Annotated in this window: 28 protein-coding genes and 2 tRNA genes; 8 read left to right on the top strand and 22 right to left on the bottom strand. The window is 69.6% G+C overall.

The window, feature by feature from the left end; all coding sequences use genetic code 11:
- Nucleotides 1–86: 86 nt before the first annotated feature.
- The gene (locus tag KYK13_RS21985) at nt 87–281 is read left to right on the top strand and encodes a hypothetical protein (protein WP_223632593.1); all 195 of its coding nucleotides are present in this window, start codon (nt 87–89) and stop codon (nt 279–281) included.
- Between the two features lie 38 nt (nt 282–319).
- Nucleotides 320–1384, top strand: a complete 1065-nt coding sequence (locus tag KYK13_RS21990) for a patatin-like phospholipase family protein (protein ID WP_223632596.1) — start codon at nt 320–322, stop codon at nt 1382–1384.
- A gap of 17 nt (nt 1385–1401) precedes the next feature.
- Here KYK13_RS21990 and KYK13_RS21995 read toward each other — a convergent pair whose 3' ends face one another.
- The gene (locus tag KYK13_RS21995; RefSeq protein WP_223632599.1) at nt 1402–1929 is read right to left on the bottom strand and encodes a lipocalin-like domain-containing protein; all 528 of its coding nucleotides are present in this window, start codon (nt 1927–1929) and stop codon (nt 1402–1404) included.
- A 14-nt stretch (nt 1930–1943) separates the two neighbouring features.
- Nucleotides 1944–2663 carry an SDR family oxidoreductase gene (locus KYK13_RS22000; RefSeq protein ID WP_223632602.1) on the bottom strand — a complete coding sequence of 240 codons (720 nt, stop codon included), beginning with the start codon at nt 2661–2663 and terminating at the stop codon, nt 1944–1946.
- 115 nt (nt 2664–2778) lie between these two features.
- Between KYK13_RS22000 and KYK13_RS22005 the strand changes: the two genes are divergently transcribed.
- Complete coding sequence (locus KYK13_RS22005) at nt 2779–3366, top strand: ABATE domain-containing protein (protein ID WP_223632605.1); 588 nt, start codon at nt 2779–2781, stop codon at nt 3364–3366.
- An 18-nt stretch (nt 3367–3384) separates the two neighbouring features.
- Here the strand turns inward: KYK13_RS22005 and KYK13_RS22010 are convergent, their stop codons facing one another.
- The 7 genes from KYK13_RS22010 to murJ form a co-directional block, all read right to left on the bottom strand.
- Nucleotides 3385–4596, bottom strand: a complete 1212-nt coding sequence (locus tag KYK13_RS22010; protein ID WP_223632607.1) for a triacylglycerol lipase — start codon at nt 4594–4596, stop codon at nt 3385–3387.
- A 325-nt stretch (nt 4597–4921) separates the two neighbouring features.
- Nucleotides 4922–5614: a GNAT family N-acetyltransferase gene (locus KYK13_RS22015; protein WP_223632609.1), complete on the bottom strand. Its 693-nt coding sequence runs from the start codon at nt 5612–5614 to the stop codon at nt 4922–4924.
- Nucleotides 5607–6119, bottom strand: a complete 513-nt coding sequence (locus KYK13_RS22020; protein WP_223632621.1) for a MarR family winged helix-turn-helix transcriptional regulator — start codon at nt 6117–6119, stop codon at nt 5607–5609. Before KYK13_RS22020 ends, KYK13_RS22015 begins: the two co-directional genes overlap by 8 nt.
- Nucleotides 6120–6317: 198 nt before the next feature.
- Nucleotides 6318–6391: transfer RNA gene (locus tag KYK13_RS22025), tRNA-Met, on the bottom strand.
- A gap of 70 nt (nt 6392–6461) precedes the next feature.
- Nucleotides 6462–6535 (bottom strand) — tRNA-Met (locus KYK13_RS22030).
- A 102-nt stretch (nt 6536–6637) separates the two neighbouring features.
- Nucleotides 6638–8641, bottom strand: coding sequence for a S1 RNA-binding domain-containing protein (locus KYK13_RS22035; RefSeq protein WP_223632647.1), 2004 nt, complete (start codon nt 8639–8641; stop codon nt 6638–6640).
- 227 nt (nt 8642–8868) lie between these two features.
- Nucleotides 8869–10506, bottom strand: coding sequence for a murein biosynthesis integral membrane protein MurJ (gene murJ / locus KYK13_RS22040; protein WP_223632650.1), 1638 nt, complete (start codon nt 10504–10506; stop codon nt 8869–8871).
- 200 nt (nt 10507–10706) lie between these two features.
- Between murJ and KYK13_RS22045 the strand changes: the two genes are divergently transcribed.
- The 5 genes from KYK13_RS22045 (at nt 10707) to KYK13_RS22065 (ending at nt 16039) form a co-directional block, all read left to right on the top strand.
- Nucleotides 10707–11186 carry a ferritin gene (locus KYK13_RS22045; protein ID WP_223632653.1) on the top strand — a complete coding sequence of 160 codons (480 nt, stop codon included), beginning with the start codon at nt 10707–10709 and terminating at the stop codon, nt 11184–11186.
- Between the two features lie 60 nt (nt 11187–11246).
- Nucleotides 11247–12119: an encapsulin nanocompartment shell protein EncA gene (gene encA, locus KYK13_RS22050; RefSeq protein WP_223632656.1), complete on the top strand. Its 873-nt coding sequence runs from the start codon at nt 11247–11249 to the stop codon at nt 12117–12119.
- A gap of 24 nt (nt 12120–12143) precedes the next feature.
- Nucleotides 12144–13568: a sigma-54 dependent transcriptional regulator gene (locus KYK13_RS22055; protein WP_223632659.1), complete on the top strand. Its 1425-nt coding sequence runs from the start codon at nt 12144–12146 to the stop codon at nt 13566–13568.
- Nucleotides 13569–13642: 74 nt separating this feature from the next.
- Nucleotides 13643–14677, top strand: a complete 1035-nt coding sequence (locus KYK13_RS22060) for a M23 family metallopeptidase (RefSeq protein WP_223632662.1) — start codon at nt 13643–13645, stop codon at nt 14675–14677.
- 78 nt (nt 14678–14755) lie between these two features.
- A complete protein-coding gene (locus tag KYK13_RS22065; RefSeq protein WP_223632666.1) occupies nt 14756–16039 on the top strand; it encodes a hypothetical protein in 1284 nt (427 codons plus the stop codon).
- Between the two features lie 41 nt (nt 16040–16080).
- Here KYK13_RS22065 and rsmI read toward each other — a convergent pair whose 3' ends face one another.
- The 13 genes from rsmI to sucC all read right to left on the bottom strand — a co-directional run bounded on the left by rsmI (nt 16081) and on the right by sucC (nt 26549).
- A complete protein-coding gene (rsmI, locus tag KYK13_RS22070) occupies nt 16081–16914 on the bottom strand; it encodes a 16S rRNA (cytidine(1402)-2'-O)-methyltransferase (RefSeq protein WP_223632669.1) in 834 nt (277 codons plus the stop codon).
- A gap of 13 nt (nt 16915–16927) precedes the next feature.
- Complete coding sequence (locus KYK13_RS22075) at nt 16928–17293, bottom strand: YraN family protein (protein WP_223632672.1); 366 nt, start codon at nt 17291–17293, stop codon at nt 16928–16930.
- 38 nt (nt 17294–17331) lie between these two features.
- Nucleotides 17332–19248, bottom strand: a complete 1917-nt coding sequence (locus tag KYK13_RS22080) for a chromosome segregation protein SMC (protein ID WP_223632674.1) — start codon at nt 19246–19248, stop codon at nt 17332–17334.
- Between the two features lie 101 nt (nt 19249–19349).
- Nucleotides 19350–19739 carry a 50S ribosomal protein L19 gene (rplS, locus tag KYK13_RS22085; protein ID WP_223632676.1) on the bottom strand — a complete coding sequence of 130 codons (390 nt, stop codon included), beginning with the start codon at nt 19737–19739 and terminating at the stop codon, nt 19350–19352.
- Between the two features lie 118 nt (nt 19740–19857).
- Nucleotides 19858–20595: a tRNA (guanosine(37)-N1)-methyltransferase TrmD gene (gene trmD / locus KYK13_RS22090; protein ID WP_223632684.1), complete on the bottom strand. Its 738-nt coding sequence runs from the start codon at nt 20593–20595 to the stop codon at nt 19858–19860.
- Entirely contained in the window at nt 20592–21131 is a 540-nt protein-coding gene (gene rimM / locus KYK13_RS22095) for a ribosome maturation factor RimM (protein WP_223632687.1), read from the bottom strand. Before rimM ends, trmD begins: the two co-directional genes overlap by 4 nt.
- The gene (locus KYK13_RS22100) at nt 21128–21412 is read right to left on the bottom strand and encodes a KH domain-containing protein (RefSeq protein WP_223632690.1); all 285 of its coding nucleotides are present in this window, start codon (nt 21410–21412) and stop codon (nt 21128–21130) included. Before KYK13_RS22100 ends, rimM begins: the two co-directional genes overlap by 4 nt.
- Before the next feature lie 23 nt (nt 21413–21435).
- Complete coding sequence (gene rpsP, locus KYK13_RS22105; protein WP_014397299.1) at nt 21436–21696, bottom strand: 30S ribosomal protein S16; 261 nt, start codon at nt 21694–21696, stop codon at nt 21436–21438.
- Nucleotides 21697–21799: 103 nt separating this feature from the next.
- Entirely contained in the window at nt 21800–22930 is a 1131-nt protein-coding gene (rlmN, locus tag KYK13_RS22110) for a 23S rRNA (adenine(2503)-C(2))-methyltransferase RlmN (protein WP_223632701.1), read from the bottom strand.
- 88 nt (nt 22931–23018) lie between these two features.
- Nucleotides 23019–23834 carry a siderophore-interacting protein gene (locus tag KYK13_RS22115; protein WP_223632704.1) on the bottom strand — a complete coding sequence of 272 codons (816 nt, stop codon included), beginning with the start codon at nt 23832–23834 and terminating at the stop codon, nt 23019–23021.
- A 150-nt stretch (nt 23835–23984) separates the two neighbouring features.
- Nucleotides 23985–24407: a nucleoside-diphosphate kinase gene (ndk, locus tag KYK13_RS22120; protein ID WP_223632706.1), complete on the bottom strand. Its 423-nt coding sequence runs from the start codon at nt 24405–24407 to the stop codon at nt 23985–23987.
- A 52-nt stretch (nt 24408–24459) separates the two neighbouring features.
- Nucleotides 24460–25356, bottom strand: coding sequence for a succinate--CoA ligase subunit alpha (gene sucD / locus KYK13_RS22125; RefSeq protein WP_223632709.1), 897 nt, complete (start codon nt 25354–25356; stop codon nt 24460–24462).
- A 32-nt stretch (nt 25357–25388) separates the two neighbouring features.
- Complete coding sequence (sucC, locus tag KYK13_RS22130) at nt 25389–26549, bottom strand: ADP-forming succinate--CoA ligase subunit beta (RefSeq protein WP_223632713.1); 1161 nt, start codon at nt 26547–26549, stop codon at nt 25389–25391.
- Between the last annotated feature and the right edge of the window lie 243 nt (nt 26550–26792).

The following is a 26792-nucleotide window of genomic DNA, read 5'->3' on the forward strand; positions in this document are numbered from 1 at the left end:
GTGCGGCCGCCCGTGCTGACCACCGCTTGCGCCCACCGGACACCATCCCAAGGCTTGGGGTTCACCTTTCGGATGCGAGGACGACCATGGCGAGCAAGAAGCTGGAGGGTTACGGCGAGACCAGTGAGCAGCGCCAGCGTCACCTGGAGAACGACGAGTTCTCCGAGCGGGCGCCCCAGACCCCCGAGGAGCTGGAAGAGGCGCGCTCCGAGCCGGAGGACGGTCACCAGGTGGTGACACTCCATCCGCTGGATTCGGAACGTCCGGACGACGAGCGCTGAGCGCCCTCGGTGGCGGACTGCTAGGGTCCGCGCCCGCGATGAGCCAGAGCCTGACGTTGCTTGCGGGACCCGACGCCCTGCGCATCCTCCGGGAGCGCGGACTGCGTGCGGAGGACGTGGACATCCTTCCGGGCGCTTCCGGTGGTCCGAAGTGGCTGGGCCTGGAGGGGATCGACCGCGTGCTGTTCGGCGAGTTCCTCCAGCAGCCGCGCACCCGGCCGCTGCACCTCATTGGCAGCTCCATTGGGAGCTGGCGGCTCGCGTGCCTGGCGCAGAAGGACCCGGTGGCCGCGCTCCGGCGCTTCGCGGATGCGTACGTGGAGCAGCGCTACCCGCCGAAGCCTCCGCCCGCGCTGGTCAGCAAGCTGAGCTCGACGATCCTGGACACCCTCCTGGGGCCGGGCGGCGTGGAGGAGATCCTCACGCACCCCTGGGCGCGGCTGCACGTGGTGACGGCCCGGTGCAAGGGGCTGCTGGGGGTGGAGCAGTCCAGCGTGCAGCTCGCGGGCTTCGTGCTGGGCGCACTGGCGAACGTGGTGAGCCGCCGGACGCTCGGGCTCCACATGGAGCGCGTCATCTTCCATACCGCTGGGGACTCAAGCCCGTTCGCCGGACTCAAGGACCTGCCGTCGGTCCACCGTCCCCTCAGCCGCGACAACCTGCGCCCGGCGCTCATCGCGTCGGGATCCATTCCGATGGTGCTCGCGGGCGTCCAGGACATCCCGGGTGCTCCGCCCGGAATGTACCGGGACGGCGGCGTCGTCGACTACCACCTGGACGTCGACTACGGCACGGGCGACGGGCTGGTGCTGTATCCGCACTTCTATCCGTACGTGGTGCCCGGCTGGTTCGACAAGTCGCTCAAGTGGCGCCGGGCGGGGCCGGTCAACTTCCGGCGAGCGTTGATCATCACGCCGTCGCCCGCGCACCTGGCGCGGTTGCCCGGGGGACGCATCCCGGACCGCTCGGACTTCACGGACATGCAGGCCGACGACCGCGTCCGCGCGTGGAAGCAGGTGCTGACCGAGGGCGACCGCATGGCCGACGAGCTGAGGGAGCTGCTGGCCTCGGGCCGCATCGCGGATCACGTCCAGCCGTTGTAGCCCGCGAACCCACGCGGTTACTTCGCGCGTCTCCACTTCACCTCGCCGACGGTCCCCGTCCCACCGGTCGTCGGCGCGGGGACGATGTATTTCAGCTCGTCGCCCGTCAGCGTGAAGGTGCGCCGCTGCTCCGTTCCCTCCCAGTTCGGGAACGAGGCGTGGTCGATGTGGAAGGTGAGCGTGCGCTCCTTCTCGTTCACCGAGTACCGGCCGAAGTGCGAGTTGGTCCCCCGCACGGTGGCCTGGTTCTCCTCCGGCGTTCCCTGGCTCTTGTCGCTGGACGCGAACCGGACCCGACCCGCGCGGAGGATGTGGAGGGAGTAGCGCCCCTGGCCATCAAACATGAGCAGGCCCTGGGGCTCCGCACCGTAGAGCTGCACCCGCGTCCCATCCGGAAGCACGTTGTCCACCAGGACCAGCGTCCAGGTACCCACGAGCTGATCCGCGAGGGACCTCTCTCGGGCGCTCGCCTCGCGAGGGGTGAGGAGGACCGCCAGGAGCAGCAGGGACCCGGCCGTGAGCGCGCACCAATGGGAGCGCTTCATCGCGTCGCCCCCGCTCACATCAGCACCCCACCGCCGTCCACGGAGAGGACGGTGCCGGTGAGGAAGGGGTTGGTCATGGCGAAGAGGGTGGCGGCGGCCAGGTCCTCCGTCTTCCCCACGCGGCGGGCAGGGGCTTTGTTGGCGTAGTCCGCGAAGAGCCGCTCGCGAGCCTCGGCGCCGAGCCGGTCCCAGAAGGAGCCGGAGTCCACCACGCCCGGAGAGATGGCGTTGAGCCGCACCGGCGCGAGCTCCAAGGCCATCGCCCTGGTGAAGGCTTCGAGCCCTCCATTGACCAGGCTGGTGATGGAAGTGCCGACGGCGGGCTTCCAGGCCCGGAAGCCGGAGAAGAAGGTGAAGGAGCCCTCCGGGGAGATGCGCGGCGAGGCGTGCTTCACCAGGAAGATGGGCGCCCAGAGCTTGGCGGCGAAGGCCCGCTCGATGGCCGCGGAGCCTATCCCGGTGAGGGGCCCTGCGGCCCCCTGACTCACGGTGCTCACCAGGTGGTCGAAGGGGCCCACCGCTTCACAGAAGGCCGCCACCTCGGCTTCCACGGAAGCGTCCAGGACGCGCACCTCGCGGGGGCCCTTCATGAGCTCCGAGGTGGCCTCCAGCGTCTCCCGCGTACGGCCCGCCAGCACCACGTGGGCACCCGCCTCCGATGCGGCGATGGCCACGCCCCTGCCGATGCCCGAGCCAGCCCCAACGACAATCACCTTCCTGCCTTCCAACTGCATGGGTACGCCTCCGCGACGGATGGAATCCAGTAACCTCACGAACAGGTTACAAGCGGAGATATGTTTGAATTTTCGTAACCTGTCAATCCGGTTTCATGCTTTCCTGTGGAGTGTCATGGCACCCAGAAAAAACCAGGCACCTGCCGGCGAGCTGCGGGACGGGTTCAAGTTCCGCTCGGGCCGGCTCTGCCTGGACCTGCCTGCGTCGTTGGCCGCGCGGCTGAAGGCCGAGCCGAAGGACCTGCTGGAGACGCCGCACGACCTGGGCCGCTGGCTGGTCGCCGCCGGGCTGGCGGCGAAGGATCCAAAGCCCACCGACGAGGACCTGCGGCACGCGCGCGAGCTGCGCGAAGCCCTCTACCAGCTGGCGGTGGCCCGCTTGCGAAACCAGGGCCTGGACTCCAAGGCCAGGGCGCTGGTGAACCGGTGGGCGGCGGAGCCTCCTCTAGCGCCGCAGCTGGGCCCCGAGGGACTGACGTGGACGCGCGGTGGCGTGCACTCCCTGTTGGCGGCCGTGGCGCGGGACGGTGTGGAGCTGCTGGGGGGGCCGCTGGCGGAGCGCATCCGCAACTGCGAGGGAGAGGGCTGCGCGCTCCTCTTCGTGGACACCTCGCGTTCCGGACAGCGGCGCTGGTGCTCCATGTCGGGCTGCGGCAACAAGGCGAAGGTGGAGGAGTTCCGCCGACGCCAGCGGGGAGAGTGATGCGGTCGTTGGAACCACTCAGGAAACGAGCCACGTGCGAAGCGTGGCGTAGACCTCCGGGTGGTCAAGCAGGTCCAGGTGGTTCGCGCCCGGGATGATGCGCTGGTTCGCTTCCGGGAACCGCAGCGTCAGCTCAGGCAGGGCATGCCGCCCGAGCGCGCTGTCCACCGGGACCAGCCCGTCACCGGGCAGCCGCTCCGCCAACGTCTTCGCGGTGGTCGCCGCGATCGCGTAGCAGGCCACGCCCTCCGGCAGCGCGAGGCCGCGACGGGCATCCCCACCCCACCCGAAGCGCTCCCGCCCCTCCCAGTGCGAGTCGAGTACGTTGCCGAAGCGCAGGTCGGTGACCCCGGCACCGCGGATCCGTCCCAGGCGCGCGAACGGCGCGCTGTACGGACTGAGCTCCAGCAGCACGTCCACCCAGCTTCCACCGCGCTCCAGCGGCGAACCGTGATGGGGCGACCCCAGGCAGACCAGCCCGCGCAACAAGGGACGCCAGGCCAGGCCCTCGGACTCCGCCGCGAGGCATGCGCTCCGCGCCACGAGTCCACCCATGCTGTGGCCCATGAGCGTCAGAGATTCGAGCGGCACGGGCCAGCAGGCCACGAGCTGTTCCAACAACCCGGAGAGCGCACGCCCGTTCCGGGAGATGTGCAGGCCGCTGTTGTAGTGGAGATAGACCGGCGTGTAGCCGAGATCGCGAGCCAGTGCCGCGCCATGATCATGCCCCCGCCGGCTCCACTGCAGGTCGTTCATCGAGGAGCCATGGACCAGCACGAGCAGCCGGCGCCCTGCTTGAGGAAGGGCGTCGCGCAGGGCCTCGGGCGCCAGGCGCAACGGCTGCCCGTGGACCCGGAATGCCATTGGAATCGCGAGCGGGTTGCCCTGCGCCTCCAGCGCATCCCCCAGCACGCCGTTCAGCACGGAGACCACCGCCTCTCGCTGAGGCCCCGGAGCACCATCCCCCAGCCACGGCGAGAGCGCCGCAAGCACGGCATCGAGCCCCGCGCCGACGTGCCGCGTGGCCTCCTGGAGTCTCGAATAGATCCACCCCGTCACGGCTCGCGCCGGGCGCTCCAATGGCCTGCCCAGGAGGGACGGCCCGCTGGCGATGGTGCAGTGCACCTCTTCGACGAGCCCCATCACGCCCCGGGTGGCCTGCACCGCGAGGCGGCTGGCACCCCGCAGGGCCTCCGCGTTGTTCCATACGCCTGGCGACTGGCTGTTCATGGCTCACGCCTCCACGGCCAAACCTACTTGACCGTAACCTACCCAGCCGTAGGTCCAGGGTCAAACCGGTGACCGCTTCAGGCGCTCCAGTTCCTCGCGCAGGGACCGGTTCTCCGCGCGGAGCGTCTGGAGCTCGGTCCCCACCGGGCGCAGCAGCTCATCGAGCTCCGCCTCCGGGCCGCCGGAGTGCCTCCGCGAACGTGGGCGCGTTCGTCCGCACGGCGCGCAACCACTTCGATCAGCACCCGCTGCTACCCGTCGAGGCGTGGTGTCCGTCCAGACGCTGAAAAGCGAAAGGGCCCCGGCAGTTCCACCGGGGCCCTCTCTAGCCCGATCGGCCGTGGGGCTCCCGCTCCAGAACCGCCACGTTGACCTCCGCACGCACCTCGAAACCAAGGCTGCGATAGAGCGCAATCGCAGGAGTATTGGTCGCCCACGCATGCAGGAAGGCACGCTCACCGCGCCGCTGAATGGCTGCGACGACGGCTGTCGAGAGTCGGCGTGCCAGGCCCTGCCCCCGGACGTCCGGGTGGGCGCAGACTCCGCTCACCTCCGTGTGGCCGGGGAAACGCATGCGCTCCCCAGCCATGGCGACGAGCCTGCCGCCACGCCGGATGCCCAGAAAGCGACCCATCTGATGGGTTCGCGCCAGGAAGGGACCGGGCTCGGTAAGCAAGGCCAGCGCGAGCATCTCGGGCGCATCGGCGTCGGTGAGCGGTTGGATGTCGTCCTCGCGCTCCTCCGTGAGCTGCCGCGTAGCGACCATCTGCACACCGCCGGCGGTCTTGGTGGCACGCAGACCCGATGGCACCACGACAGGAGGCACCTGCAGGACGTAGACCCGTTCGCCGGGACGCACGAGCGCCGCGAGCGCCGCCTGGGATTCGGGCGCGTCATCCCGCGTCGAGGCGAAGAGGTTGATGTCTGGAACGAACCGCCTGGCACGCTCGTCGCCTTCGGCCACCGAGACGTGGAAGGTGGTGAGGGAGGCCCAGACAGGGCGGTCGAGCTCAGACATGACGACGCGCTCCTTGAGCGAGCCGGGTTGCACGGGCGGCAAGTGGCAGCTCCTCCAGCGCGTCCTCCAAGACGGCCAGCTGTCCGAGGAAGCGACCCGACTCATCGTCGCAAGCCTCGCGCACCGCGGCCTCGATGAGCGGAAACGTGTGCCGCTTCAGGCGTGCCAACAGGCTCCTACCGGCCGAGGTCAGCACGATGACGCGCGCGCGCCCGTCGTCCTCGGCAGCACCCGAGCGAACCAACCCCGCGGCCTCCAGCGCCCCCGTCATGCGCGACACACCTGGCTGCGTCACACCGAGGGCTCGCGAGAGGTCGCCAACGGTCATCGCCCCACCGCTGTCCAGCGCCGCCAGCGGCGGCAGGTGCGAGGCGGGCACCGGCACCTTGGCCTCATCGAGAATGACCTGGGTGTGCGCCTGAAGCCGATCTCCCAGGCGCTTGAGACGGGTGCCGAGCGCAAGGTGGCCGAGCCCCCTCAGGACATCTTCGTCCGGATCTTGCATAAGGGGTTATATAACACGTTATCCAAACCATGGCGGGGCGCGAACGCGGTGCTCGCGGGGCGGCTCGTCCTGGTGAGCGTCATCCACCCTGGCCGCAGCGCCTCCACCAACGCGGGCGCGCACCCAAGCCCCTGAGCGGCAAGAACAGACGCTGAAAAGCGAAAGGGCCCCGGTGTTTCCACCGGGGCCCTCTCAGAGTTGCGGGGGCAGGATTTGAACCTGCGACCTTCGGGTTATGAGCCCGACGAGCTACCAGGCTGCTCCACCCCGCGTCACCGTGCTGCGATTCTCGATTTGAACACCCGGGATCGAAACTTTCATTTCGACCCCGGGCTCTTCAAGTTGCGGGGGCAGGATTTGAACCTGCGACCTTCGGGTTATGAGCCCGACGAGCTACCAGGCTGCTCCACCCCGCGGCGAGAACGAGAGGCTAAGTACCGAAGCCCCTCGCTACCGTCAACACCTATCTCGGCGCCCGCTCGCATTGTCGCGAGGCGCGCCGAGATGGCGTGACGTCACTACTTGCCCAACTTGCTGAGCAGATCCGCGAAGGTGCCGAAGCCCTTCTTGCCACCGCCCTGCGGCTGCTGCGTCTTCTGCCACGCCTCCACCTCGGCGCGCTCCTCCGCACGGATGGCCGCGGGGATGGACAGACGGATCTTCCCGGAGGCGTCGATGTCGATGATCGCCACCTTCAGCTCCTGGCCGATGGAGAAGTGCTTGCGCATGTCCGTGCCGCGGTCCGTGCCCGTCTCGCTGGCCGGGATGAGCCCCTTGCCGCCCGGGAACGCGAGGAACACGCCGTAGGGCTCCAGCCGGTCCACCTTGCCGACGACGACCGCGCCCACCTTGGGACGGGGCGCCGCGGGCTCCTTGGGAGCCGCCGGGGACTGAGCCTCCTTCGCAGGACGCTCCTCGGGAGGACGCTGCGCCTCCTCCTCGGAGATGCGGCGCAGGCCGATGCGCTTCTCGTTCGCGTCGATCTTCTCGACGGAGACCCAGATGGTCTCGCCTTCCTTCACCGCGTCGCGCGGGTGCGCGATGCGCCGGTCGCTCAGCGCGGAGATGTGCACCAGGCCGTCCACGCCCGGACGCAGCTCCACGAACGCGCCGAAGGGCTGGAGCCGGACGACCTTGCCCTGCATCCGGTCGCCTTCCTTGATCTCCTCCAGCGCCTTCTTGAACGGATCCTCCTGGCGCGAACGCAGCGACAGGGTGATGCGCTCCTTCTGCTTGGACTTGTCCGGGGAGTTGGGCTGGCCCTCCTCCATGCGGAGGATCTCCACCTCGACCTCGTCCCCCTGCTTCACCACGTCGCTGGGGTGACCCACGCGGGTGTAGGAGAGCTCGGAGACGGGGATCATGCCCTCCACGCCGCCCAGGTCCACGAACACGCCGAAGTCGCGCACGCCGGAGACCTTGCCCTTGACCGTCTTGCCCACGGCCAGGTTCTTGCGCGTCTCCGCGGCCAGCTTGCGCTGCTCGTCCTCCAGCAGCGACCGGCGCGACAGCACGACGTTGCGGTCGCGCACCTCCGTCACGCGGAACTGGAGCTTCTCGCCGATGAACTGATCCGGCTTCTCCACGAAGCGGATGTCCAGCTGGCTGATGGGGCAGAAGGCGCGCGTCTCACCGATCGCCACCTCCACGCCGCCCTTGTTCACGCTGAGGACCAGGCCCTCCACCGGCATGCCGGAGGCGCGGGCCTCCGCGAGCATCGCGAAGGACGCGTTGCCCTTGGCCAGCGCGCGGCTGAGCATGATGCCCTTGGCGCCCATCTCCACGACGTGCGCCTCCAGGCGGTCCCCCACGCCGAAGCGCAGGATGCCCTCGTCGTCCTTGAGCTCGCGCAGCTCGATCATCGCCTCGGACTTGGCGGCGCCGTCCAGCGACACGAACGCGGTGTCCGCGCCCAGTTGGAAGATGGTGCCGGAGACCTTCTCGCCCACGCGCACGCTGCGGCGGCCGGGAGCGCCACCGTCCTTGACCTGCGCCTCGAACATGTCCGCGAAGGACTCGGTCTCCGGGACCTCGTCGTACAGCGGGCTGGACGGGGCCGGAGCCGGCGTCACCTGACGCGGCGTCGGGGCCGGCGAGGGAGCCGCGGAGGCCTGCGCGTCGGCGCCGGTCTGCTCGGCCGTCGCCGTCGCCTCGGCGGGCTTCTCACCCTCCAGGGCGCGCGTCTCGATGGAGCCCGAGGCCCGCTTCACGACCACCATGGGGCCGGACGGACGGCGCTCGCCGCCACCGCCCCGGCGCTCGCCGCCACGGCCACCGCCGCGCTCGCCGCCACCGCGGGGCGCTTCGCCCTGGGGACGGGACTGCGACTGCGCGTCGCGAGGCCCGCGGTCACCGCGGCCCGGACCGCTCTTCTCATCGCGGCCGCCACGGCCACCGCCGCGCTCGTTGCCCTGGCCCCCCGAAGGGATGCCCAGCATCACGTCGCCAAACGTGGCCTTCGGCTTCTTGGGACCGAAACCGCCAGGACCGCCCGAATTTCCGCCGCTCTTCTCGTCGCTCACTGCCGAGACCTTCCGTTGACGATTCCGGCCCGGGACTTCCTTGAAGTCAGGGCCTCTTGAAAAAGGCGGCGCACTCTACACGCGCGCCACGCCCGGAGGAAGCCGCATGCGGCCATCCCCTGCACAAAGGGCCTCCTATCGCAACGGAAAGGGGCCTGTCCTGCATTCCGTTTGAGCCCCCAGGCATTGCCTGGAGGGCAGCCATGCCGCCATGCGCCGCGCCGCGTCTACCGGGCGAGCCCCAGCCGCCGGCCCACCTTGCGGAACACCGCCCCCGCCTCCGGGATGCCCAGCGCGGCGGCCACCGCGAAGTAGACGACCCCGAAGGGCACCGCCGTGGCCAGCAGGCCCACCACCGGGTGCAGGCGCGGCGGCACGAGCAGCGCCCCGCCCCACTCCGCGGCCACTCCGGGCATGGGGCCCAGCAGGCCGGTGAGGCCCTGTTTGACGGCCAACGCCACGAGCCCGCCCACCACCGCCGCGCCGTACAACCTGGGCAGCAGGCCCGACGGCAGGCCCACAGGACCCACCATGGAGCGCAGCTTGCGGCGCAGGAGCGTGGTCTCCACCCAGGCCACGACGCCGCTGGACAGGGTGAGGAACGCCGCCCCCAGCTCCCGGGGCAGCCCCAACCGCTCCGGCAGCCACAGCGCCAGGAACCAGGCCTTCACGGTGCCCAGGGCCACGCGCACGATGGCGTAGCGCAGGGGCGTCTTGGGGTCCTTCAGCGCGTAGAAGGCGGAGGCGTAGAGCCGGCCCACGGTGGACGCGACCAGGCCCACCGCCGCGCCCATCAGCAGGTACCAGAGGTAGCGCGAGTCCGCCGCGCCGAAGCGGCCCGTCTGCAGGAGCGCCCCGCTCACCAGGTCCCCCAGGAAGAGGAGCGCGGCGGCGGACGGCACCACCCAGAAGGCGATGCGGCGCGAGCCCGCGTCGATGCGGCTTCGCAGCTTCGCGTGCGCCTGGGTCTCCCCCTCCGCCGTGGCGCGCGCCATCTCCGGCAGCTCCGCGGCGGACACCGCCATGCCGAAGAGGCTCACCGGGATGAGGTAGATGGTCTGCGCGTAGAGCAGCGAGGACAGCGCCCGGTTGGAGATGAGCGACGCGAAGGCGGTGTCCACCCACGCGCTGAACTGCACCACGCCGCGCCCCAGCACCACCGGCCCGAAGTTCTTCAGCACCTGACGCACGGAGGCGCTGGCCAGGGACAGCACCGGGCGGAAGTGGCCCAGCAGGCGCATCACCGTGGGCACCTGCACCGCGAACTGGAGGAAGCTGCCCAGCACCACGCCGTAGGCCAGCCACTCCGTCACGGCCTCTTCCGCGGCGCGGCCGCCGGCGCCCCCATGCACGCTGCCCACCGTCAGCAGCGTGGCGATGATGACGACGTTCCAGACCACGGGCGCCAGGTAGGACAGCAGGAAGCGCCGGTGGCTGTTGAGGATGCCCAGGCACCACGCGCTCAAGACGAGGAAGCCCGTGCCGGGGAAGAGGATGCGCACCAGGCGCACCGCCAGGTCGCGCTCGCCGCCTTCGAAGCCCGGCGCGATGAGGTCCACGAACAGCGGCGTGGCCAGCATGCCCAGCGCCACCATCACGCCCGTGGCCAGGGCCAGCAGCCCGAACACCGCGCCCGCGACCCGGTCCGCCTCGTCCGTGTCCTTCTTGCCCAGCAGCTGGGCGTAGACGGGGATGAAGGAGCCCGACAGCACGCCCTCCCCGAAGAGGTTCTGGAGGAAGTTGGGGATGCGCAGCGCGGCCTTGAAGACGGCGGCGGCCTCCGCGTTGCCCAGGTAGTGCGCGAAGACCCGCTCGCGCACCAGGCCCATCAGCCGCGACGCCAGGATGCCGATGGCCACCAGCATGGCGCCCCGGCCTCCCGCGCTGCGTTCAGGGACGGACGGCGGGGGGACGGCCGGAGAGGCGGGCTGGGACGGTGAAGCAGGCGCGGGGGCGGTCACGAAGGGGCGGACTCTACGTCCGGCGTTCTTCGGCATGCAGCAGGAAACCCTTCGACCGCTGTTTCTCTTGACGCTCACCCCACAGGTTGCGAGGTTCCGCCCCAATGGCCGGAAAGTCCGACACCGAGCGGTCCGACGTCGCGAGAATCCGCGCCGTGCTGGCACGCGAACTCGAGACGATCAACGAGTACGAGGCGTACGCCGAGGACTCCTCCCATCCGGAGGTGAAGGCCTTCTTCCTCCACCTGGCGGCGGAGGAGAAGGAGCACGTGTCCGAGGCCACCCACATGCTCCGGATGCTCGACAAGGGACAGGACGCACACTTCGCCAAACCCTTCGTCCCGGGCCACTTCCAGGCCGCCGCGGGGGGGGCCCCCGCCGCGGAGCCCACCGTGGCCCCTCCGCCCGCGCCGCCACCGGCCCCGCCCTCGGTGGGCCGCCTGGCGAACGAACCCCTGACGTCCCTGCCGCCCCAGCGCCTCATCTATGGCGTCCCCGCGCCGCCGCCTTCCGCCAACGGCCATCCCCTCACCATCGGCAGCCTGCGCCGCGGCGGTGGAGGCGGTGGCGGTTCCGGTCGTTGACAAGCCTTCCGTTGCCTTTCCTCCTCCCCTCCTCTGCCGCCGCTCGTGACGGAGACACAGATGCCTGACTTCCTTGGACATGCCGAGAACCCGCTGCGCGAAGAGGAATGGGCGCGCCTCAACGAGACGGTGATCCAGGTGGCGCGCCGTTCACTGGTGGGCCGCCGCATCCTGGACATCTACGGGCCGCTGGGCGCGGGCGTGCAGACCGTGGCCTACGACGAGTTCCAGGGCGTGTCCCCGGGCGCGGTGGACATCGTCGGTGAGCAGGAGACCGCCATGGTCTTCACCGACGTCCGCAAGTTCAAGACCATCCCCATCATCTACAAGGACTTCCTGCTGCACTGGCGGGACATCGAGGCGGCGCGCACGCACAACATGCCGCTGGACGTGTCCGCCGCCGCCGGCGCCGCGGCGCTGTGCGCCCAGCAGGAGGACGAGCTCATCTTCTACGGCGATCAGCGCCTGGGCTACGAGGGCCTGATGACGGCCAACGGCCGCCTCACCGCCACGCTGGGGGATTGGACGGCGCCGGGCGGCGGCTTCCAGACCATCGTGGAGGCCACGCGCAAGCTCAACGAGGCCGGCCACTTCGGGCCCTACGCCGTGGTGCTGTCGCCGCGCCTGTACTCGCAGCTGCACCGCATCTACGAGAAGACGGGCGTGCTGGAGATCCAGACCATCAGCCAGCTCGCGTCCGACGGTGTCTACCAGTCCAACCGCCTGCGCGGCGAGTCGGGCGTGGTGGTGTCCACGGGCCGGGAGAACATGGACCTGGCGGTGGCCATGGACATGGTCGCGGCATACCTGGGCGCCAGCAAGATGAACCACCCGTTCCGCGTGCTGGAGTCGCTGCTGCTGCGCATCAAGCACCCGGACGCCATCTGCACGCTGGAAGGCGCCGTCCCCTCCGCGCCCCCGGCGCGCCGCTAGGTCGCGTTCCTCGCGCGGAGGCTTATGGCGAAGGTCCTGGTCATCGACGACGAGACGAACCTGCGCAAGGTGCTGGCCGCCCTGCTGCGCCGCGACGGGTTCGACGTCACCGTGGCGGAGAACGGCGAGCAGGGCCTGGCCGAGTTCCACAAGAACGGCGCGGACATCGTCGTCACCGACCTGGTGATGCCGAAGCTGGGCGGCATGGAGGTGCTGTCCGCCGTGCGCGCCGCCAACCCGGACGTGCCGGTGATCATCATCACCGCGCACGGCACCGTGGACTCCGCCGTGGAGGCCATCAAGGCGGGCGCGTTCGACTACATCACCAAGCCCTTCGACCAGGCGGAGCTGTCCTCCGTCGTGGCCAAGGCCGCCAAGACAAACGAGAGCGCCAAGCGCTCCGTGCGCGCGGACCACAAGGCCCGCTCCGCCATCATCGGCGAGTCGCCGCAGATCCAGGACGTCTACAAGATCATCGACAAGGTGGCGGACACGCCGTCCACGGTGCTGATCACGGGTGAGAGCGGCACGGGCAAGGAGCTCATCGCCACCGCGCTCCACGGCGAGTCCAGCCGCCGCGACAAGCCGTTCATCAAGATCAACTGCGCCGCCATCCCCGCCACGCTCCTGGAGAGCGAGCTGTTCGGCTACGAGAAGGGCGCCTTCACCGGCGCCGTCACCTCCAAGCCAGGCCGCTTCGAGCTGGCCGACGAAGGCACCCTCTTCCTGGACGAGATCGGCGAGATCCCCGTCGAGATGCAGGTGAAGCTCCTGCGTGCCCTCCAGGAGGGCGAGTTCGAGCGCGTGGGCGGCATCAAGACGACGCGGGTGAACGTGCGCCTGGTGGCCGCCACCAACCGCGACCTCCAGGCGGAGATCGAAGCGGGCCGCTTCCGCAAGGACCTCTACTACCGGCTGGCGGTGGTGCCCATCGTGCTGCCCGCGCTGCGCGAGCGCCGCGGCGACATCCCGATGCTCGCCCAGCACTTCGTGGACAAGTACAACCGGCGCCTCCACAAGAAGATCGAAGGCATCGCCGACGACGCGCTCGCGCTGCTCCAGGCGTACGCGTGGCCGGGCAACATCCGCGAGTTGGAGAACCTCATCGAGCGCGTGCTGCTCTTCGCGGACGGCCCCCTCATCACCGCCAGGGATCTGCCGGAGCCGGTGCGCGGAGGAGCGGGCGTACAGGCGGGGGCACCGGTCGCCGCCTCGCTGGGCACGCTGGATGTCCCCGTGGGCGAGGTAGGCCTCAAGGACATCGTGCGCATGAAGGCCGCCGAGCTCGAGCGGGACCTCATCGTCAAGAAGCTGGAGGAGACGGGCGGCAACGTCACGCGCGCCGCGCGCCTCCTGCAGATCAGCCGCAAGTCGCTCCAGACGAAGATGAAGGAGTTCGGCCTGCGCGACACCACCCCGGACGGTCAGGAAGACGGCCCGGACGAGTAGCCTGGGGGCCGAAATATCGCCTTTTTGCCGGCGGTTTCGGCCCCCGCGTACCTTCTTACCCTCAGGGAGCCTGAATGCGGCCGAATCTTCCCACCCTCGGTGGACCACCGAAGCGCAATCCCTTCGGACCGGTGGTTGCCGTCTCCGTCATCCTCGGCGCGGCCGCGGGTGGCGTGTGGTGGTGGAAACAGCGCATGGCGGACGTCCCCATGGACGTCGCCTCTCAACCGGCGTCCCCGCAGGACGCCGGCACCATCGCCGCGGCCCCCGTGGCCCCACCCGCGCCCACCAACGACCCCGTGAAGGCCGCGGGCCTGGAGCGCGCGTCCATCCGCATCGAGGGTCCGCTGGAGACCGCCCTCATCCAGGCCTCCGACGCCACCGTGGGGCCCGCCCTGGCCCAGGTGGTGACGCGCACCCTGGTGTGGTGGGTGCGCGTACCCGGCGAAATCCTCCGGGGAGACACCCTGGACGTGCTCTACCAGCGCCGCCCCAACGAGGAGCCGCTGGTGTACGCGGTGCGCTTCGTGAGCGGCAAGACGGGCCAGACGCACCGCGCCTACCGCTTCACGCCCGCGGGTGAGCAGAACGCCCACTATTACCTCCCCAACGGCGACGAGCTGGAGCTGCGGATGGAGAAGTCCCCCATCGACAGCTACGAGCAGATCACCTCGCTCCTGCGCGACGGCCGTGGCCACAAGGGCGTGGACTTCCGCGCCCCGGTGGGCACCAGCGTCCGGGCCCCCTTCGCGGGTGTCATCAAGCGCAAGAACTGGAACTTCGGCAGCAACGGCAACTGCTTCGAGCTGGTGGAGTCCGGAGGCAAGGGCCGCAGCGCCCTCTTCCTGCACCTGTCGGAGCTGCCCAAGACGATCCAGCCCGGGCTGCGCGTGTCCGCCGGCCAGGTGCTGGCCCAGAGCGGCAACACGGGCCACTCCTTCGCCCCCCACCTGCACTACCAGCTCATGTCGGGCGATGGCCGGGTCCTGGACCCCTTCGACCAGCACAAGACCTACCGCGCGTCGCTCGTGGCCACCCAGAAGGGCGCCTTCGACGCCGAGGTCCAGCGGCTGGACGGCCTGCTCGGCACCCCCGTCGCGGGGAAGTAAAGCTCCACCCATTTCTTGACACTCCTCCGACGGCACGGCTAGCTGGCAGGCCTGGGCCGTGGTCGTCGGAGGTAGTGGATGCACAGGTTTCGCGCCGTCATCGCCGCGCTGACGCTGGGCGTGCCGTTCGCCGCCAGCGCGGCGGAGATCACCCGGATCGCTTCCGCCTTCGAGGAGGATGATCCGTTCGATCTCTTCCTCGACGTGGGCTTCGAGCGCACGCAGACGCGAGCGAAGATCGTCCGCGAGCAGCTCACCGGCGGCGACGTCACCAACGTCCCGGAGGTGAACGAGCTCTGGTACAAGGGCGTGGACGCGCGGCTGAACCTGGCCGTGGCCTTCGGCCTGTGGAAGGACCTGGAGTTCAGCTTCAAGCTGCCCATCGTCTTCCAGCAGAACGAGACCTGGAACTTCGTGTCCGGCACGAACCAGCGCAACTCCACCATCACCAACAGCTGCTTCAACGCGGACGGCTCGCCCTACTCCTCCGAGGGCTGCGTGGGCCGGCTGTTCCAGGTGCCCCAGGAGAGCTACCGCGGCGGCCTGGGCAACGTGCACTTCGGGCTGGCGTATGCCTTCTTCAACCAGAAGAAGGACGACACCAAGCCCACGTGGATCGTCGGCATCGACTACGAGGCGCCCACCGCCAAGCAGCGCGACCCGAGCCTGGACAACACCGACCCGGACGGCGACCGCGGCAACGTGGGCGACCGCGTGCACAAGTACCAGCTCTACACGACCTTCTCGCGCAAGATGGGCGTGGCGGAGCCGTACTTCAAGGCGTCCCACACCATCCCGGTGCGGGGCCCCGGCGCATACTCGAACTGCGACCAGTCCGGCGCCAACCCGCCCAACCTGGGGGCGCCGGGCAACTGCTACAAGGAGCCGTGGACCCGCAACGAGACGGGCATTCACGCCCCCTCGCAGACGGCGCTCACCTTCGGCATGGAGCTGGTGCCCTTCGAGAACGCGACGAAGTCCCAGAAGCTCATCCTGGACCTGCGCATGTTGGGCAACTACGTGGGCCGCGGCCGGTACTACAACGAGCTGACCTCCGCGCTGCGCAAGCTGCTCACCTCGGACGACTACTTCCAGGTGGGTGGACAGGTGGGCATCACCGCCCGCGCCGCGCAGGCCTTCACCATCCACGCCTCCGGCAAGTTCCTCTACAACACGGACCACCTGCTCACGACCGAGGCCATTGGCCAGGACCTGAACGGCGACGGCACCGTGGACACCGCCGTGGGCTCGCCGGAGCTGAACCCCACGTTCGACTGGCGCTACGACCTGGTGTCCCGGCGTTTCCGGGCCATCCAGAGCACCACGTTCCGCTTCGACCTGGGCGCGACCTTCAACTTCTGAAGGCCCGCCCCTGACGACGACGCGGCAGCGGCGGGGCTCCCCTACCGCTGCTTCAGCCCCAGGCCCAGCCGGTACACCTCCTGGCCGGGCCACCCCGCGCGCCGGGCCAGCTCCGTGCTCAGCGGCTTGAGCTTCTCCCCGCGAGCCAGGCCCGACTCCAGCGCCCGGCGCACCTCGTCCTCGCTCCAGCGCTGCTCGCCGGTGCGGCCCTCCACCAGCACCACCACCTCGCCCCGGGTCTCCTCGGCCGCGTAGCGCGCCACGAGCGTGGACAGCGGGCCCCGGACGAACTCCTCGTGCAGCTTGGTCAGCTCGCGCGCCACGCACGCGCGGCGGTCGCCCCAGGCCTCCTGGAGGTCCACCAGCGTCTCCGCCAGGCGGCGCGGGGATTCGTAGAGGACGCAGGTGGCGGACAGGGGGGCCACCTCGTCCAGCATGGCGCGGCGCTCCGGCCCCTTGCGCGGCAGGAAGCCCAGGAAGTGGAAGCGCCCGGTGGGCAGCCCCGACGCGCTCAGCGCGGCCACCAGCGCCGTGGGCCCGGGCACCGGCTCCACCTTCAGGCCGCGCTCCAGCGCCTCCGCCACCAGCTTCTCCCCGGGGTCGCTGATGCCGGGGCTGCCCGCGTCGGTGACGAGCGCGCAGTCCTCCCCCGCCTCGATGCGGTCCAGGATGCGCCCGGCGCGCTGCCCCTCCGCGAAGGCAGGCAGGCTCACCAGGTCCTTCCCGGTGATGCCGAAGTGGTCCAGCAGGATGCGCGAGTGCCGGGTGTCCTCGCACGCGAGGAAGCCCACGGTGCGCAGCGTCTCCAGGGCCCGGGCGGTGACATCCCCCAGGTTCCCGATGGGCGTGGCCACGAGGTAGAGCGTTCCAGCCAAGGGACGGATTCCTTTACATGCCAGCGTCGAAGGCGGCGGGCAGGTGCTCCACCCGGGCGTGTTCGCCCTGCCCCACGACGGAGATGACGTCGAAGCGCACCATGCGCCCGTCGATGCCGTTCTGGAAGAGATAGTGCAGCGCGGCCTTCACCACCCGGCGCTGCTTGGCGAAGGACACGGTGTGCGACGGGTCACCCCAGGCCGCGGAGGAGCGCATGCGCACCTCCACGAAGCACATGAGTTCGCCCTGCTCCGCCACGATGTCCAACTCTCCGTAGCGGCACGTCCAGTTGCGCGCCACCACCCGGAAGCCCTGCGACTCCAGCAGGCGCACGCCCTCCGCCTCCGCCACGTCCCCCACGTCCCGCCGCGTTCCCATTCCCGTCCCCCGCCGCCCCACGTACCTCCTGGCGGCGGCTAGACGTTAACGGTGCCGTCCGACATCTGTCCGAAGCCGGGGTGGGCGGTGACGTGCAGCACCTGCGTGAGCGTGCCCAGGTGCTTGAGCATGCGGGCCACGAGGGGCAGCTTCGCCTCGTCCACGCCCGTCAGCACGTCGTCCAGGAGGAAGGGGCGCTTCACCCGGGCGCACGTCTTCTCCACCACCGTCAGGCGCAGCGCCAGGTAGTAGAGGTCGATGTCCTTCGGGGGCAGCTCGCCCACGGGGATGCGCTGGTTCTGCGTGAGCAGGAACGCGTTGCCCTCGCGGTCCCACTCCACGCCCTGGTAGCGCCGGTCCGTCAGCGCGGTGAGGTACTGCACGCAGCGGTCCTTCAGGAGCGCCTGCACGTTCAGCATGTCGGACGTGAGCACGTCCGCGGCCTGCGACAGCACCAGGGGAGATGGGTCCTCCAGCGGATCCACCGGGGCGGGCGTCTGGCCGGGGGCCGCGGCCACCTGCACCGGCGGCGCCTTCGCCAGCGCGATGGACTCCTTCAGCCGGGACAGCTCGCGCTCCACCTCGCGCAGGTCGCGCACGTAGGTGCCCTTGGCGGACAGCTCCGCGTTGAGCGCCTCCTGCTGCGCGCGCAGGTCCTGCGCGTCGCGCAGGGCTCCCTGGTACTCGGCGGAGGCCTCGAACTCCTCCAGCTGCGTCTGCAGCTCTCCCAGCCGGATGCCGAGCAGATCCTTCTGCTCCAGCGCGGCGGGGATCTCCGTGTAGCTCTCCAGGTTGAGCGCCTTGACCGCCATGCGCACCGGCGCGTCCTCGAGCTCGAACTCGTCGAGGATCTTCTTCTGCCGCGCGTCCTTGCGGTTGTCCTTGGAGCCCCGCTTCGTGGCCTTCTGCAGGTCGTCCACGTAGCGCAGCGCCGTCCACGCGGCCGTGCCGAAGGCGGGGATGTTGATCAGCGCCAGGTAGCGCCACAGGGGCTGCGCCGCGGCGATGCCCAGCCCCACGCTCAGGCCCATGAAGAGCACGCCCGCGCCCAGCCCGCCCCAGAAGACGCGGTTCTGCGTGAGCGGCGGCACCCTCAGCGACGCGTCCTCCAGCTCCGGATCGCGGTCCGTCTCCAGCCGCGCCAACGCCTCGTCCCGCCGCGCCACCGCCTTCGGGTAGCGCTTCACGCGCGAGAGGATGTCCAGCGGCAGGCCCAGCGACTCCGGCGAGGGCGCCGCGCGCCAGGCAGCCTCCGCGTCCGCGATGGCGGACTTGAGCCCCTCGCCGCCCTTGAGCTTCGCGTCCGCCTCGAAGATGAGCGACGCGAGCTCGTCCACCTTGAACTGGAGCTGATCCACCTCTCTCGCGGTGACGAGCTCCTTCTCCAGCACCTTCACCTTCGCCTCGGCGGCCGGGACGTCCTCCGCTGGCAGCACCTGGGCGGCGACCGCCAGAGACGGGGTGGCCCCGGAGGCCTTTCCACCCGCGGCCGCGGCCGCCGCGGCCTTGGCCACGCTCTTGCGGGGCCGGCGCGACGGCAGCATCACCAGCTGGAGGCAGTACACCTGTTCGAAGGTGGTGCGCGGAGGCAGGCCCGCCTGGCCGCGCAGGTACTGGTTGATCTCCGAAACGTCCGTGGACACCAGCTCCGGCTGATTCGTGGCGGGGTTGAGCCGGTGCAGCGATCCGGAACCGCCCAGCTCGCGCAACACCCGGTACGTCATCCCGTCCTGGCCCACGAACGTCAGCGCGGCCTTGCCCGAGCGCCCCGCCGAGCCCACGAGGCTCGCGTCCCCGCCCCGGCCGTCCGCGAACAGCAGCGACAGCACCAGGTTCGCCATGGGCAGTACGTCCGCCGTGGGCGGCTTGAGGATGACGTAGCCGGTCTTCAGCGGGAAGCGTCCGGAGGGAGAGAACCCGCGGACGTTCTGGATGGCGACCTCGACGAAGTGCATGGCGAGCGCAGTCTAGCCCGAACGAAAAAAGGAGCGTCCACTGATGGACGCTCCTTCTCGCACGCGGCCGCGAAGGCCGCGAGAGGGTTTCTGAAGACCTACTAGCCCTGAGCCGCGGCGGACTTGGCGGACGCCTTCTCCGTGTCCACCTGCACGTCCACGCGCGAGGCCTTGCCCTTCAGCTCGCGGAGGTAGAACAGGCGCTTGCGGTTCACGTCACCGCGGGTGAGGACCTCGATCTTCTCGTAGCGGGGGCTGTGGATGGGGAAGATGCGCTCCACGCCGACGCCGAAGGACATCTTGCGCACCGTGAAGGTCGCGCGGTTCGTGCCCTTGGTCTTGCGGATGACCACGCCCTCGAAGGCCTGCACGCGCTCCTTCTCGCCTTCCTTGACCTTCCAGTGGACGCGAACGGAATCACCCGTGCGGAACGCGGTGATGTCCTTGCGCAGGAACTTGTTTTCGACGTGCTCGATGAGGCTGCGGCGCATGACGGACTCCAAAAGCGGAACTTGACGCGTAGGACGCGTGGAAAAGAGCGGGCCGTCCTAGCAGAGTCAGCCGGGACGAACAAGCCTGCAACGAAGTGTTCCGCGAGAACACGCAGGGTTACAACGCTTCTTCTTCCCTGGCGAGCAGTTTCTGATCCGCCTTGCTGAACTCCAGCCGCGCGAACAGGTCCGGCCGCCGCTCCTGCGTGAGCTTGAGGGCCTTCCACCGGCGCCACCGGGCGATGCGGGCGTGATCGCCGGACTGGAGGACGGCCGGCACCTCGGCCCCCCGGAAGACGGGCGGCCGGGTGTAGTGCGGGTGCTCCAGGACGCCGTCCTCGAAGCTCTCCGACACGGAGGACGCCTCGTTGCCCAGGACCCCTGGCACCAGCCGCGCCACGGCGTCCACCACCGCCAAGGCTGCGACCTCCCCACCCGTGAGGACGAAGTCGCCGAGGGACAGCTCCCCGTCCAGGAAGGGCATCACCCGCTCGTCCACGCCTTCGTACCGGCCGCAGACGAGGATCAGCCCGGCCTCGTGCCGCGCCAGCTCGCGCGCCGTCGCCTGGGTGAACGTAGGCCCCCGGGGGCTCATCAAGAGCGCCTTCGCTCCGGGCATGCGGGCGCGGGCGGCCTCGATGGCGGCCACCAGGGGTTCAGGCTTCATCACCATGCCGGCGCCGCCGCCGTAGGGCGCGTCGTCGGTGACGCGGTGCTTGCCCTCGGCGTACTCACGCACGTCCGTGAGCGTGACGGAGAGCAGCCCCTTCTCCTGGGCCTTCCCGAGGATGCTCGCGCCCAGGTAGCCGGACACCATCCCGGGGAACAGCGTGAGCAGCTCCACGCGGTAGCTCACCCGCCGTCTCCCGAGTCGTCCGCCTCCAGGTACTCCGGGGGCCGGATGACGATGCGCCTCGCGGGCAGGTCCACCGTCGGCACGAACTCATCCGCGAAGGGCACCACCAGCTCCGGCCGGCCCTTCGCGCGGATCACCAGGTTGGGCACCTCGCCGGTGGACCAGATCTCCTCCACCGTGCCCAGGGGGGCGCCCTTCTCATCCACGGCGTCGAGCCCCACGAGGTCGCCCTGGAAGAACTCGCCCTCCTCGGGCGGCTCCAGGTCCTCGCGGTAGACGAACACCTTCGCGCCCACCAGCGCCTCCGCGGCCGTGCGGGACTCCACGCCCTCGAAGGCCACGAGGTCCTCCTTGTTGGCGGGCCGGAAGGACTCCAGGGCGTACTCGCGCTCCTCACCGGAGCGCAGGCGCAGACGGACGCGCTCGACGAGGCCGAGCGTCTCCGAGGCGGGGTCGAAGCTCTTGACCGCCACCTCGCCACGCAGCCCGTGCGCACGGGCCACGTATCCCAGCTCCAGACACGCCTGCGCGCTCACCGCGCGGCGTCCGGAGCGGGCGGCGCCGGGGGAGAACCCGGGGTGCGCCGATCGTCGAGAATCTCCAGGCGGACCTTCTGGCCCTGCTTCTGGGCAGCGGCATTGAGCAGCGTCCGGAGGGCGTTCACGGTGCGCCCATCACGGCCAATGACCTTGCCGACGTCCTCGGGGGCGACCTTCAGCTCATAGAGCCGGCCGCCATCCGCCTCGGAGATGCGCAAGGTGACCTGGTCGGGTTGATCAACCAGGGCCTTCGCCAGATACGTGAGCAGCGGCTCCACGTCTTGTCCAGACGGGGGCGTGCTCAGGCGGTGGTCGCCGGGGCCTGCTTCTTCGCCGTCTTGATCAGGTCCGCGACCGTCTCGGAGGGCAGCGCGCCGCTCTTGAGCCAGTAGTTCAGCCGCTCCTCGTTGAACTGCACCTTCGCGGGGCTGTGGTTGGGGTCGTAGGAACCGACCTGCTCCAGGAACTTGCCGTCACGCGGGCTGCGCGAGTCGGTGGCAACCACGTGGTAGTACGGCATCTTCTTGGCGCCCGCGCGGGCAAGACGGAGGACAACGGCCATGGAACGCTCCAGCGAAATCGTGTGACTTCTACGGTAACAGTGCGGAGGGGGGCGCTCTTAGCGCCCTGCCGACTGGATTGTCAAGGAAGCTCGGGTGCTTATCTCACACCGGGGCTTGCGCGGCCGTCTCGTCGCGATTGGCGAGCTGACCACAGGCCCCGGCGATGTCCCGGCCCCGGTTCTTCCGGATGTACGCCGCGACGTGCGCCTCGGCAAGGATGGCCCGGAACTCCTCGGCCCGCTGCTCGCCCGTCGTCTGGAAGCCCAGCCCGGGGTTCTCGTTGTACGGGATCAGGTTCACCTTCGCGGGAATGTCGCGCAACAGCTCCCTCAGCCGGTGCGCGTCCTCGTCGGTGTCGTTGAACCCTTTGAGCAGCACATACTCGAAGGTGATGCGGCGGCCCTGGCGCAGGGGGAACTTGCGGCAGGCATCCAGCAACGCCTGGATGTTCCACTTGCGGTTGACCGGCATCGTCTTGCTGCGCTGCTCGTCCGTGCTGGCGTTGAGCGAGATGGCCAGCTTGACGTCCGTCTCCTGGCCGAAGCGCTCGATCATGGGCACCAGGCCCACGGTGGAGACGGTGATGTGCCGGTGGCTGAAGTTGGGCCCCTCCTCCGACTGGAGGATGGAGAGCGCCGTCTTGAGGTTCTCGAAGTTGTGGAGCGGCTCGCCCATGCCCATGAACACCAGGTTCGTGAGCGGGCGCAGCGTCTCCAGGCCCTCGTTGGCGCGCACCTCGCGGTTCACCGCGTGCACCTGGGCGACGATCTCCCCGGGCGTGAGGTTGCGCTTCAAACCCAGCGTGCCCGTCATGCAGAACGAGCACGCCATGGCGCAGCCCACCTGCGTGGACACGCAGAGCGTCTTGCGGTCCTCCGCGGGCATGTAGACGGACTCGATGAAGCGCCCGTCGCGCGTCTTGAAGCGGTACTTGATGGTGCCGTCGATGCTGCGCTGCTCCAGGTCCTTCACCAGCGGGACGATCTCCGCCTTGGCCTTGAGCTTCTCGCGCAGGGCCTTGGACAGGTCGGTCATCTCGTCGAACGTCGTGGCGCCGCGCTGGTGCAGCCAGCGGTAGAGCTGCGTGGCGCGGAACGGGCGCTCGCCCAGCTGCTCGCTCAGGAACTGGGTGAGCTTCTCACGCGACAGGCTGGCCACGTCGGTCAGCTTCGCGGGGGCCGGCGCCGGCAGGGGCTCGGTGACTGGGAGGGCTGTGGCGGTGGACTCGGACATCGTTCAGTCGGGGCTAACGACGGGCAATGGGGCGTGCTTCCCACAAGAAGGCACGGCAAGTCAAAGGAGAGCCCGCCCCCTTCCCTGCCTACCCCTTCGAGTCGTGGTGCTCGGCGACGCCGCGCTTCCAGTACCCCGTCACCCGCATCCAGTGCTTGTTCAGACCGCGCTCCTCCACCAGGTGTTCCCGGATGGGCTTGAGCGACGTGGCCTCGCCTGCCACGAACACGAACCCATCCCCGGGGGGCGGGTTCCAGGCCCGGAGCGCGTCCTCCAGGTGCTTCGTCGTGCCGGCCTCCGCGCTTCCGCGGTGCAGCCAGGTGACCGTCACGTCCGCCTTGCTGACGATGGGCTGCTCCTCCGCCGCGTCCGAGACCTCGATGAAGGCGAAGGCGCGCCGGCCCGCCGGCAGCCCCTCCAGCCGCCGCGCGATGGCCGGCAGCGCGCTCTGGTCCCCCGCGAGCAGGTACCAGGCGAAGTCGTCCGCCACGTCATGCGTGCTGCGCGGGCCGCCAATGCCCATGAAGTCGCCGGGCTTCGCCTGCTGCGCCCACAGCGACGCGGGCCCTTCCCCGTGCAGCACGAAGTCGATGTCCAGCTCGTTGGCCCTCGCGTCGAAGCGGCGCGGCGTGTAGTCGCGCGACGCGGGCTTCGCGAGCCCCTCCGGCATGGACAGGCCGTGGGGCCCCACCACCGGCATGTTCGGCTTCTTCACGCCCGGCTCCGCGAAGAAGCACTTCACGTGATCATCCGCGCCGGGGGACGAGAAGCCCTCCAGCTCCGGACCACCCAACGTGATGCGGACCATGTGCGGCGACAGCCGCGTCACGCGGAGGACCTCCAGCAACCGCAACTTCACCGGGAACGGCCCCCGCCGGGCCACGCGCTCCGAATCGCCACTCATGCATGAGTCCCTTGTCGATAGTGATTTGCATTATCGCTAGCAAGGAGCACCGGAGAGGGCAACTGGATACGGAGCCGGAAAAGACGACGGCCCGGGTCCGCGCCGCGAGGGGCGTGGACACCGGGCCGCTGTCACCAGGCTGGAAGCTGCTCAGCTGTGGATTTCGGTCTCGCGGAAGAAGTACGCGACCTCGTTCTTCGCGTTCTCCAGGCTGTCCGAGCCGTGGACCGTGTTCGCGTCGATGCTCTGGGCGAAGTCCGCGCGGATGGTGCCCTTGTCGGCCTTCTTCGGGTCCGTGGCGCCCATCAGGTCGCGGTTCTTCTGGACGGCGTTCTCGCCCTCCAGGGCCATCAGGACCACCGGGCCGGAGATCATGAAGGACACCAGGTCCTTGAAGAACGGCCGGGCCTTGTGGACGGCGTAGAAGCCCTCGGCCTCCGCCTGGGACAGCTGCTGCCGGCGGATGGCGACGGGCTTCAGGCCCGCCTTCTCGAACCGGGCGATGATCTCGCCGACGTGGTTGTTCTTCACTCCGTCGGGCTTGATGATGGACAGCGTGCGCTCGATGGCCATGGTTTGGCTCCTCGTGTGTGTGTCGCGGGGATGAATGCGTGTGCGGTTCGTCTTAGCGCTTCGGGGGGCCGCGCTTGACGGCCTCCTGCAGCGTGGTGCCCAGCTCGGCGGGGCTCGCGGCCATCAGGATGCCCGCGGCCTCCATCGCCTTGATCTTCTCCGTGGCCGTGCCCTTGCCGCCGGAGATGATGGCGCCCGCGTGGCCCATGCGCTTGCCCGGGGGCGCGGACTGACCGGCGATGAAGCCGGCGATGGGCTTGGTGAACTCGCGCTTGACGTACTCGGCGCCCTCCTCCTCCGCGCTGCCGCCGATCTCGCCAATCATGATGACCGCGTCCGTCTCCGGGTCGGCCTGGAAGAGCTTCAGCACGTCCACGAAGTTGGTGCCGTTGACCGGGTCACCGCCGATGCCCACCGCGGTGGACTGGCCCAGGCCCAGCTGCGTCAGCTGGTGCACGGCCTCGTAGGTCAGCGTGCCGGAGCGGGACACCACGCCAATGCGGCCCGGCTTGTGGATGTGGCCCGGCATGATGCCGATCTTGCACCTGGCGCCGGGGGTGATGACGCCCGGGCAGTTCGGGCCAATCAGGCGCACGCCCGGCTTGCCCTGCAGGTAGCGCTTGGCGCGCACCATGTCGTTGACCGGGATGCCCTCGGTGATGGTGATGATGAGGGAGATGCCGGCGTCCGCGGCCTCCATGATGGAGTCCGCGGCGAAGGGCGGCGGCACGAAGATGACGGACGTGTTCGCGCCCGCCTGCTTCACCGCGTCGGCCACCGTGTTGAACACGGGGACCTTGCCCTCGAAGGAGGTGCCGCCCTTGCCCGGCGTGACACCGCCCACAATCTTCGTCCCGTACTCCAGCATCTGCTTGGCGTGGAACGAGCCCGCCGAGCCGGTGATGCCCTGGACGAGGACCTTCGTGTTCTCGTTGACGAGGATGCTCATGGCGTTCTTTCAGGAAAGAGGGAGCGAAGGCCCTACTTGATGGCCGCCACGGCCTTCTCGGCCGCCTGGCGCAGGTTGTCCGCGGGGGTGATGGCGAGGCCCGAGTTGCGGAGCAGTTCCTTGCCCTGCTCCACGTTGGTGCCTTCCAGGCGCACGACGAGCGGGATCTTCAGCTGCACTTCCTTCGCCGCCGCGATGATGCCTTCCGCGATGACGTCACACTTCATGATGCCGCCGAAGATGTTGACGAGCACCGCCTTGACCTGCGGATCCGCGAGGATGAGCTTGAAGGCCGCCGTCACCTTCTCCTTGCTCGCGCCGCCGCCCACGTCCAGGAAGTTGGCCGGGTTGCCGCCCACCAGCTTGATGGTGTCCATGGTGGCCATGGCCAGACCCGCGCCGTTCACCATGCAGCCGATGTTGCCATCCAGCGCGATGTAGGCCAGGTCGTGCTCCTTGGCCTGCGTCTCGCGGGGCTCCTCCTCCGCCAGGTCGCGGTACTCCAGCAGATCCTTGTGCCGGTAGAGCGCGTTCTCGTCGAAGTTCACCTTCGCGTCGAGCGCCACCACGCCGCCGCTCTTGCGGATGACCAGCGGGTTGATCTCCACCAGGGACGCGTCCGTCTCCACGTACATCTTGTAGAGCGCGCTGCAGAACTGGACGAACTTGTTCACCGTGGGGCCCGTCAGGCCCAGCCCGAAGGCCAGCTCGCGGCCCTGGAAGTCCGCGAAGCCAATCGCAGGGTCCACGGAGGCGCGGAGGATCTTCTCCGGGTGCTTCTCCGCCACTTCTTCAATCTCCACGCCGCCCTCGGTGGACGCCATGAAGGTGATGCGGCTGGTGGCGCGGTCGAGCGTCACGCCCAGGTAGAGCTCCTGACCGATGTCCAGGCCCTCTTCGATGTAGACCTTGTTGACCTTCTGCCCTTCCGGGCCGGTCTGGATGGTCTTGAGCATCATGCCCAGCATCTGCTGGGTGAGCTCCTTGGCCTCCGCGGGGCTTTTGGCCAGCTTCACGCCGCCGCCCTTGCCACGGCCACCCGCGTGGATCTGCGCCTTCACGACGACGACGGGCGTGGCGAGCTCCTTCGCCGCGGCCTCCGCCTCGTTGGGAGAGAGCGCGAGGATGCCGCGCGGCGTGGGCACGCCATACTTCCGGAAGAGTTCCTTGCCCTGGTACTCGTGGATCTTCATCGAATCTCCGGGTGGGACGAGGGGAGACGAGGACAGCCCCTACACGGGGTGTCAACGCGGGCCCTCATTGCGCAGAAAACGACGGATGGCAAGGCCGTTTGGCCCCCAGCGTCGCGACGGGACACAGGCTCCGCCTCTGGGAATAACACCCGATTTCCGGGCGGATGAGGCGGCCTTCACCCTAACGGCCGCGACCCCGCCCGGCGCCCCACCAGCAGGGGGCGCACGCACGGGGCCGCGAGG

The sequence above is a fragment of the Corallococcus sp. EGB genome, assembly GCF_019968905.1.
Classification (GTDB): Bacteria; Myxococcota; Myxococcia; order Myxococcales; family Myxococcaceae; genus Corallococcus.